Annotated in this window: 5 protein-coding genes; 2 read left to right on the top strand and 3 right to left on the bottom strand. The window is 60.6% G+C overall.

The features are described from left to right. Positions 1-63: 63 nt before the first annotated feature. Positions 64-1,305: a glycosyltransferase family 4 protein gene (locus tag ACN9MU_RS16745; RefSeq protein ID WP_426161463.1), complete on the top strand. Its 1,242-nt coding sequence runs from the start codon at positions 64-66 to the stop codon at positions 1,303-1,305. A 39-nt stretch (positions 1,306-1,344) separates the two neighbouring features. Here the strand turns inward: ACN9MU_RS16745 and ACN9MU_RS16740 are convergent, their stop codons facing one another. Then, the gene (locus ACN9MU_RS16740) at positions 1,345-1,764 is read right to left on the bottom strand and encodes a hypothetical protein (RefSeq protein ID WP_426317941.1); all 420 of its coding nucleotides are present in this window, start codon (positions 1,762-1,764) and stop codon (positions 1,345-1,347) included. Between the two features lie 6 nt (positions 1,765-1,770). On the opposite strand from ACN9MU_RS16740, the gene ACN9MU_RS16735 reads away from it, so the two are divergent. Next, complete coding sequence (locus tag ACN9MU_RS16735) at positions 1,771-2,532, top strand: hypothetical protein (RefSeq protein WP_426343113.1); 762 nt, start codon at positions 1,771-1,773, stop codon at positions 2,530-2,532. Between the two features lie 67 nt (positions 2,533-2,599). Here ACN9MU_RS16735 and ACN9MU_RS16730 read toward each other — a convergent pair whose 3' ends face one another. Both ACN9MU_RS16730 and ACN9MU_RS16725 read right to left on the bottom strand, forming a co-directional pair. Further along, entirely contained in the window at positions 2,600-5,287 is a 2,688-nt protein-coding gene (locus ACN9MU_RS16730; protein ID WP_426343112.1) for a LuxR C-terminal-related transcriptional regulator, read from the bottom strand. A gap of 348 nt (positions 5,288-5,635) precedes the next feature. Continuing rightward, positions 5,636-9,679 (bottom strand): hypothetical protein, encoded by a 4,044-nt coding sequence (locus tag ACN9MU_RS16725; RefSeq protein ID WP_426343111.1) that lies wholly within the window; start codon positions 9,677-9,679, stop codon positions 5,636-5,638. Positions 9,680-9,724: the final 45 nt, after the last annotated feature.

The following is a 9,724-nucleotide window of genomic DNA, read 5'->3' as shown; positions in this document are numbered from 1 at the left end:
CATCGATTTCCGCAACAATTTAGGGGTGTATGAACTTTTTTTTCGGTGTAAAGTGCTGCCGCCATGAATATCATCTTTGTCCACCAGAATATGCCGGGCCAATTCCTGCACCTGATGCAGCACCTGGCAGCCAACGGCCATCATGTCATTTTTATAACGCAACGCAAGGGAATGAATGTGCCCGGAGTGCGCACGATGGTGTACCAGCCGGACCGGGCGGTTTCGCGCCAGACCCACCACTACCTGCGCAGCGCAGAATCGGCAGTGCTTTATGGCCAAGGGGTGGCGCGCGTCGCCATGCGGCTTCGCCACAACCGCTTCAAGCCCGACCTGATTGTCGGCCATAGCGGCTGGGGCGAGATCCTGTTCCTCAAGGACGTATTTCCGCACGTGCCGTTGGTCGGCTACTTCGAGTACTTCTACCACATCAGCAAGGGCGACGTCGGCTTTGCACCCGACGAACCTGTCACGCCGGACACCGCACCTCGCCTGCGTGCCCGCAACACGGTGAACCTGCTGTCACTCGACGCGGCCGATGCCGGCATGACACCGACGCGCTGGCAGCAATCGCTCTACCCGGAGCCCTATCGCGAACGCTTGCACGTGCTGCACGAAGGCGTCAATACGGCACGCATACGCCCGAATCCCAACGCGACCTACCAGATTCCGGGTGCCGGCATTACCGTCAAGGCCGGCGACGAAGTCCTGACGTATGTCGGCCGCAACCTGGAACCGCATCGCGGCTTCCCAAGCTTTATGCGCAGCCTGCCCGAGATCCTGCGCCGCCGGCCGCATGCGCGCGTGTTGATTGTCGGCGGCGATGGCGTCAGTTATGGCGCGGCGCCTGCTGGAGGCGGCTCCTGGAAAGACGTCATGTTGAAGGAGCTGGGCGATTCAGTCGATTGGAGCCGAGTGCACTTCCTTGGCAAGGTGCCGTATTCCCACTTCACCAGCATCCTGGCGCTGTCGCGCGCCCATGTCTACCTGACCTATCCCTTTGTACTGTCATGGTCGATGCTGGAGGCGATGTCCAGCGGCTGCGTAGTCATCGGCTCGCGCACGCCGCCGGTGGAAGAAGTTATTCGGGATGGCGACAACGGGTTCTTGGTCGACTTCTTTTCCCCTGAACAAATCGCAGAGCGCGCAATACAGGTCCTGGCCGATCCCGAAGCGTTCACAAAGATTCGCCTGCGCGCGCGCCAGACCATTATTGAACGGTATGACCTGCACTCCATCTGCCTGCCTGCCCAGCTGACGATGCTGGATCGGGTCCGGCAGGGAGACTACAGCGTGATAGCGGCTTGAGCTTGCCTTTCATTATTCGGCAACTTGCAGGATCAACGATCAAAGCGCACACCCGGCAAAGATTGATTCAAGGCATTCGATGACGTGATCAAGTTTAAAGAGCCCTTCAGGAAGATTGACCTTCAACTGTTGCAGCGTCCGTTCTCTATCAAAGTACTCGTCATCGAATACCGTCAACTGCAGTACCCGTTTCTCTAACTCGTACTCGAGCCGCTTCGGCTTGAAGCCATTCATCTGATCCAGAAATTCACACTCGATATCGCGATCACCCATTTCTCTTGCAAGGGCGATATACCCCCCTCTGTCAAACCAAATGCACAAAGACGAGAGGTCATCATCATCGTCCGTAATTGCTTCGACTTTTGTCGCAATGGCTTCCATAACTCCGCATCCCATAGAACTGCTCCACTGGCTGATTTTACCGTTCGTCCGCTCCAATCGGCATTCGATCGCATCCAAATTAAATTGCATTCCATCGGCCAGTACTATTGCTTCATGCGCCTGACCTCCCTGCTGATTGCTGCTCTAATCGCTGCCAGTTGCGGCCCTTGTGGCCCGGTCCTGGCACAGGACGCGGTTGTCCACGTCACGGCGCTGCGCTATCCCGCGAGTTGGCCCTACGATCCATTCCGCGCGGGCCTGGATGCTTTTGAGGAGCATAGGCATCTGGCGCCAAAGAGCGAGCTGCATTTTCATCTGGTGCCAAACGATCCAGGTCTAGCTCTCGACAACGTTCAAATCGTCATCGAACATGGCGATCAGCGCCTGGTGCTGGACGCGGAAAAGGCCGGTTTCGTTTTACCTCGTCTTACCCGGTATGACCCGGGCGACGCCGTTCTTTCGGTGAACAAGCACCAGAATCTGTTCGACCAGCACTGGCCGACGGCCGCAGTGCGTACGCCGGGCTTGTCATCCGACGTCTTGCGAATGGGAGACTTGAGGTTAGCCTGCCAGGTTAACATGGCCATCCTCAAGAAGAACTTGGGCTTCTGGGAAAGTGCGGCCCTATCGGTCTTGGCGGGCCGGCGCGACTGGTGCTTTGTCGGCCGCCATGGGGGACAATCCGTGCGGATTCCCTTTGCCTTCCAGGCTGTGACGCTCCACGACGGCGACCGCACGGAGCGCCGTACTTGGCCAACCCCTCAACTGTCGCTGTCCCTGCCGTCGGACCGGCACGGCTGGTCCGACGGCACGCTGATAGAATTCGACGCCGTGCCAGCGAACTAGCGCTATAGCCTTTGCAGGCCGGTCGATGCTGACAAGCGCCACGCGTGCGTCCGGCGGCGCGGACAAGCTAATCGGAAAGGCCAAGCTGGCGCAGGCGTTCGGCTGCCTGCAGCCGGCTGTTCACGCCCAATTTCACGTAGATTTTTTTCACGTGCGAATTCAGCGTATTCAATGAGATAAACAGGCTCTCGGCGATTTCATGGTTCGTCGCACCTCGCGCAATATGACTGACGACAAGCTTTTCTTTTTTGCTGAACAACTGCGGCAGGCGCTCGAAAGCCTGCGTCGAGTCCTGGGCGGCATCTGCGCCCATATGACCAAGCAAGGTATGAACATAGGATTTGTAATCAGCGCCGCGCGCCAGCTTTTTAAGCATTCCGGTCAGTGCGTCACCTTCATTGATGAATACGCGCAGCAGATGCGTGTTTTCGGCCAGGCTGACCCCCTCTTGCAGCACCGTCATCGCTTCGTCGCTGCGGCCGACTTTCTGCAGGCAGATCGCCTTGAGCACCAGGATCTCGGTCATCACCGCCAGACGCTGGTCTTCCAGAGCCGGATACCACAAGCGATCCAACAGGTCGAGCGCCTGGCTGCGCCGTTCGGCGAGGATGAAAAAGCGCGCCAGCACGAGGTATTCCGCCTCGCGGCCGGGTGCCAGCGCTTCCTCGAGAGGCAAGCGCGCGGCTTCGCTCCAGAGCTGGACCGCATCCATCTGGCCGAGACTCAGCCAATAGCCCGCAATCACGGCTGACAGCGGCGCGACCTCCACTACCAGGCGGCCGGCGTAGCGCAGCAACAGGACCTCGAACTGGGGGTCGCAAGCTTCCACGGCCGCCCCCAGTTCCTTGCGCGTCTTCGCCAGCAGCACCCGGCCCCAGGCATTGGCGTACTGCATCCCGGCCGCAGTCATCTCGACGCCGCGCGCCAGATGCTGTTCCGCCAACACGAGCTCGTTCATTTCGTAGGCGACCTCGCCAAGGCCGATATGCAGCATGCCGCACGCCGGCAGGTCCTGCCAACCGCACACCATCAGGGCTTGGATGGTCTTGTCGTAGATCTGCTTCGCTGCCAACGGTCGGCCTCGCAGCAAATGACTGCGCGCCAGCGCGAGGGCGGCGGTGATTGGCACCTGGACGTTGTGGGTCGCTTCCCGGACCAGGATGTTGTTCTCCAGTAGCCGTTGCGCCTCATCCAGGCGCCCGCTGACAAAGTAAAACACGCCGCGTGCCACGGCTGCGGCGCGATACAGGGTCCGGGCTGGCGCGAGCGACGCCTGCGCTTCGTCCAGATGGGCAAGGCCCTCTTCGATATTGCCCTCGTACGCCGACTGGCAGCCGCGCAACAGCGCAAGCTGGCCCAGCATCGCGCGCTCCTTGCCGCCGAAAGGCGCGTCGTGAAGTCCGGCCAGGCACTTGTCCAGGAGGCAAAGGTGGCGTTCCAGCTCGGCCAAGTCATCCCGGTACAGATAGCCCCAGGCGCAGACCATCGACAGCAAGGGGCGCTGCGCGAGCACAGTCTCCGGCAGCTGTCTCGACCAGGCCAGCGCACTGCCCATCCGGCCGTGGGAAAAGAGTTCGCTGTGGTGCTTCTCCATCAAATCGGCAGCCCACTCGTGATCGCGCGCTGCCAGTGCATGGTGGACGGCTTCCGTAATGAGACCATTTTCGCTGAACCATTGACTGGCACGCCGGTGCAACAGCCTGACCGAGTCCGGCGCGGCCACGCGCAGCCGGCTTTGCAGCAAGGCGCCAAACAGATGGTGATACCGATACCAAAGGCGTTGCTCATCGAGCCCGAAGATGAACATATTGGCCCGCTCTATCTCGCTGATCAGGGCGCGGCTATCGTCGCGCCCGGTCACCGCATCGCACAGCGCCGCATTGAAGCGTTCCAGCACAGAGGTTTGCTGCAGGAAGTTCTGGATATCAGCGGCATGGCCCTGCAACACTTCGTCCAGCAGGAAATCGGTCACGTGCCGGTTGTCGCCGGCGAAGTTCCGGACGAAACCGGCCTTGTCGGGATGATGGCTCAGCGACACTGCCGCCAGCTGCAGGCCGACGATCCAGCCTTCAGTGCGCTCAGCCAGTATGCTGACCTGCTCATGCGGTAAAGAGAGCTGCATGACATCGTTGCAGAACGCTTCCGCTTCCTCCAGGCTGAAGCGCAAGTCTTCGCTGCGGTATTCCGCAATCTGCCCCTGGCCGCGCAGCCGCGCCAGCGAGAATGGCGGCTCGCTGCGGCTCGCGAAGATCAGCTGCAATCGCGCCGGTTGATGGTCGACCAAGAACGCAATGGCTTCGTGCACGGCCGGCTCAGTCACCAACTGCAAGTCATCCAGGATGAAGCACAGCCGTTCCGGCAGCGCACACAGCTGATTGATCAGTGGCCGCATCAGGACATCGATCGGGGGCGGTGGAACCAAGGCACACATATCGGCCAGGACTTTGCCGAACTCCGCACATTGGCCTTGAATCGCGCGGATGAAATGCACCAGGAAGCGCAGTGGGTCGTTGTCGCCGGCATCCAGCGACAGCCAGGCGACCGGCGTGGCACTGGCGGCGGCCCAACTCGCGGCCAGTGTCGTCTTGCCGTAGCCGGCGGGTGCGCAGACCAGCACCACACGCGGCGCTTGTTCCGGCTGCTGCAAGCGCGGCCGCACCAGCAAGTGCGCAGTGGCGGCCGGGATCACGAATTTGGTCGACAGAATCTGGTCGGCCAGCAAGACCTGGCAGGGATGGTGGGACAAATCGCTCATCTGATTACTGATCCATTCTAGGCGGCCGGGACAGCAACGATGGATGTCCCCGCCTGCTCTTGCATTGGAAACAACAATAAATACAGCTTAACGAATTCAAACCGGTTTGAAAATCACCTCAAATGGTGAGAGCTTGGTGATTTAGAGGTTTTACCGGGGGTCCCGACGCACGACCGCGCGGTGACGGTTGACCAGAATACCGGAAAGCGGTACGGGAGGTTGTCCCGATACAATTTATTGCAAATGACTAGGCAGGGGTCAGGTCCGGATGAGACGGGGCCGCTGTGCCGGTGACGGACGAGGTCACCGGCGACAGGGTCAGGGAAAGCGATGGCTGGCGGCGCTAGATCACCCGTGCGCCTTGAAGCCTTCTGGCAAGATCAGAATTTCCCCAGCATTGAGGATGTTTGGATTCCGGCCATGCCCGCTGTCCTTGGCGCTAGCCTCCAGGCGTTCGTTCAGCCAGGGATTCAGATCATAGATCTTGGCGACGATACCTGGATCGTTACCCGCGACATCCCAGACGTTGTCATCGGGTTTGACGGTATACACATTTTGGGTCGATACCGGCGGCGCGGGCGGCAAATCCGGTGGCACGGTCGACGGCGGCGGCGCCTGCGGCGGCAGCGGCAGGTCGCGCGCTGCCAGCCAGTTCTTCCATCCGGCGGCACTGCTGATATGGATCGTCGTTGTGTGCGGACCCGCCAGCGAATAGAACGTCAGCTTGCGCTCCTCAGGGAAGTAGGACGTGATGTTGCCATTGCGATCCAGGCGCCAGTCGAGTTTGCCCTTTTCGTGGAACATGCCAGTCGCCGAATCTTCATAGCGGTTTTTCTCGGCATTGAAACGGATCGTCGGATGCTTGGACAGGTCCACATCGGCCGGCTCGGGCGGCAGGGCCAGGTAGCTGTCATAGAACGGATTGGCATCGGACACATTGCCCTTGCCGTCAAGATGATCGGTGAGCGATTCGGTGGCCTCCAGCATCTTGCCCAGCACCTTGGTGTCGGTCTTGTTGATGTAGTCGATGAACTTTTCCGGGTCGCCGCCGGTGGTTGCGTAGGCTTTCAGGAAGCCGTCGACCTTGGCGTCGCTGCTCCACCAATCGTGCTCCGCCATCACGTCGGCATGCGCCTTGTCGAGGCCGACGCCTTCCATGAAGGTCCGATCATAGTTCTGGAAGTTCTGTATGTTCTTGTTGTGGTCCCAGGCCCAATTGGCGACCGTCGTGCCCAGGTAGGCGATGTTGACAACCCAGCCGATCGGGTTACTGCCGAATACGGCGAAACGCCCCACAGTTTTCGTGGCGCCCTCTTTGACGATGTTTCTGAACAGCAGGCCCCTGACCGACGGGCTGAGCGTCTCTGCCCACTTCGCCGCATTGCCCTTTGATCCGGTGCCGAACAGATGCTCGAACACATCCAGCATTTTGCTCGTGCCAAGGAACTTCCTGGTCGCACTTGCTTCACCGAGCGCAGTTCGGGCGGTGGCACCGTCGACTCCCGATTCGCCGAGCGCATACTTGCCTGCCAGCCGCGTATTGAAGCTGAACTCATGCGGTTTCAATTCGGCGACCTTCTTTCCTTCCGACGCAGCGAAGGCAAACCGTTCGATCTTCCAGCGGGTTTCGGCGGCAGCCTTGAGCGCCGGATCGGCCATGACCTTGGCGCCGAGGGAACGCAAGGTCATCTCGCGCACCTGCAGGCGCAGCAGCATGGCGTCGCTGGCGAGATTGACGGATTGCGTGCCCAGCTTAAACTGTTGCGTATCGGTGGCCGCCGTGCCATCCGGGTTCTTGAAGGGCAGTGTTCCGTTGAGATTCATGAATACGCCGCTGCCATCCCATGCCGTGGCTATCGTCATCAGGCCAACCAGTTGCTTGACCAGCGGCTGTGTCGCCTCGGTCGCGAGTCGTGTCCAGCGGTCGCGCACTGAGCCTTCCTTGACATAAAGACCCCAGCTGCTCTCGCCGGATTCGGCGGCATCGAAGAATTTCGTCCCGAAATTCTTGATTTTGGTGTCGAGCTTATCGCCACCTTTCCCCAGCAGGCCGTCGCCAAGCGAATGCGGCTGGATGCGCGCCGCGCCCATGCCGGCCTGCATCAGGTGGAAACCGGCGAAACCGCCCACCAGGCCGAGCAACAAGGCTTTGCGCAAGGGCCCGCCGACGTCGCCGACCTGCACGTTGTCGAAGAGATACCCGGTCAAGGCTGCCTGGAAGGCGCCGCCGACACCCCATATCACCGTGCCGCCAAAGTAAGGCAGGTGGGCCGCGCGCGAGGCGTTGATCGCGGCGCCTGGCAAATTCACGCCGCCGTTCACCTTTCCGATGACATAAGTCTCGGCCAGGAATTCCGCCAGGTCGCCGGTCAGCTGCGCGCCAATACCGAATTTCTGCGCCTCGCCGCCGCCGTTTTTCAGATCGTCCGAGAGCATCTTGCGGGCAATCTGGGTACTCGCGCGCATCGAAGCGCTATCGCTCAGCAGGATGGTCGAGGTCACTTTCTCATCGGCCATCAGGGACTTGCGAGTGCCATCGGCCTTCTTGTAGCCGTCCATCCCGCCCAGGTCCTTGTTGTAGAAATCAACGGCCTCGCTGGTGCGCAGCAGCCTGTATCCCATATCGTCGATGTCCTTGCGGCCGTCGATGATGTCTTTTTTGAGTCCCGGGAATTTTTCAATCATCGCCCGTTGACCCTTGACGAAATCGTCCTCCGTCAGAAGTTGCGAGTATTTGCCCTGGACCAGCAAGGGCGCCATGCCTTTGGTCGCCTTGTCGAGCATGCCCTCGTTATTTTTCTTCAAGCCGTTAAGGCCGTCATTGATCGCGCGCAGCGTCGCATCGCGCCACACCCCCTGCTGCTTTTCAAAGCGGCCCGCATCGTGGAACTTCCCGGCCGCGCCCATATCAACTTCATCCATTTTCAGGGTCGATACCTGGCGCACGGTTTCCAGGGCAAGTGTCGCGTGGCCGTCGGCCACCGCATCCTTGAAGCCCAGCTGGGTAATATCCGACGCGGGTTTGGTGGCGATGAGGTGCGCGATGCCCTCCACCGCAGCCTTGATTTCAGGGTTGCTGTATTCTTTCTTCTCCCAGTCGCCGCCGGCAGCTGCGACGTCCACCGCCGCCGACAGCGCCTTGGCTACTTTGATACCCGACCCGATATCTGTGATGGTCCGCTGGCCGTCCTTGCCCTTTGCCTGCCGGGTGGCGATATCGTCGACGATCTTTTCCAGCGTCGGTTTCGACTGGTTGATGATCCGGGCGGCGATCTCGGGCGATATGGCCGCATGTTTGGACGGATCAGTCACGTCGCGCAAGGCCTCGGCTCCCGCGACGGTGCCTTTCTGAGCATATGCATCTTCGACGTCCTTGACGCCGTCCTTGACGTAGCTGTCGATGATTTTTTGCACGCCGGGGTCGGCCATCACCAGCCCCTTGATCGTCGGGTCCACACCTTTCGGCAGGGCCTTGCCCAGCAAATCGACTTGCGCCTCGTTGCCCAGCACGGCACTGTCTTCCACCCGTTGCAGGATTGTGGCCGCCCCGATCACGGTCTTGAACTCGGGATCATTGGCGTAGCGTCCGTTCATCTGCGTGGCCGCGTAAGCCAGCGGGTCCAGTTCACGGATCTTTACACCGGCAGGCAAGTCGGCATAGGTCGCGCTCAATTCCTTGCGGGTCGCAGCCAGCAGTTCTTTCTGCTTTGCGGCATAGTCTTCGCGCGCGCTGATGATCTGCTGGCTCGTCACAGACTTGTCGCCCCCCTGCTGCTGTGCGGTCAGGTCATCGAGCCTGGTGCCGGCCTGGTTGACTTCGTTGAGCTTGGTATTGGTCGCCCGTTCGGTGGGAGTTTCAGTCAGGACCGTGTCCAGGCTTTTGTTGACGGCCGCCTGGGCGGCCGGATCGTCATGGTAGCGGTTCGCGATATCATGCGCGGCGTTCTGCACCGCCTCCTTGTTGTTCGGGTCGCCCTGGTAGGTCAGGCGCAATTCCGCGGCGATCGCCTGTTCGGCCTTGGCCTGGTCGCCATTGGCGACGGTGCGCCGGGCTACGTACATTTCCCAGTCGGCCTGGTTGTCTTCCGGCGCTGTGTCGCCGAAATCGGCTTGCAGCTTGTCCGCCGCCTGCTTGGTCTCTTTCGCAGTGGCGACCGTTTTATCGGTGTACTCCTCTGCAGCCTTCACGGCCGGCGCCGGCACCTTGACGAAATCGATCTGCGGCTTGGTCACCAGCAGCGGCGATGCGCGCGGCCCCTTGGTCACGTAGTCGGCATTGACCACGTTGGGCGTCGCGGGCGGCGGCGGGTCCACGTGCTTGGGCGGCGGCGGGTCAAGGTCCAGCAACTGTACTGCGCGGTGGATGATGCCACCGAAGTCGATCCCTAACATATTGTTCTCCTTTGTTGGTTGGCTACCGTTCATGCGATGCAGGTC

Origin of the sequence: Pseudoduganella sp. R-32 (genome assembly GCF_049913245.1) — a bacterium.
Taxonomy (GTDB): Bacteria; Pseudomonadota; Gammaproteobacteria; order Burkholderiales; family Burkholderiaceae_D; genus Rugamonas.
The sequence above is the reverse complement of the archived record's forward strand: the minus strand, read 5'-3'. Positions and strand labels throughout refer to the sequence as shown.

What these genes read in the sequence shown, in the direction of transcription:
- ACN9MU_RS16745 (WP_426161463.1), top strand. Translation starts at nt 64, where the DNA reads ATGAATATCATCTTTGTCCACCAGAATATGCCGGGCCAATTCCTGCAC.
- ACN9MU_RS16725 (WP_426343111.1), bottom strand. Translation starts at nt 9,679, where the DNA reads ATGTTAGGGATCGACTTCGGTGGCATCATCCACCGCGCAGTACAGTTG.
- ACN9MU_RS16730 (WP_426343112.1), bottom strand. Translation starts at nt 5,287, where the DNA reads ATGAGCGATTTGTCCCACCATCCCTGCCAGGTCTTGCTGGCCGACCAG.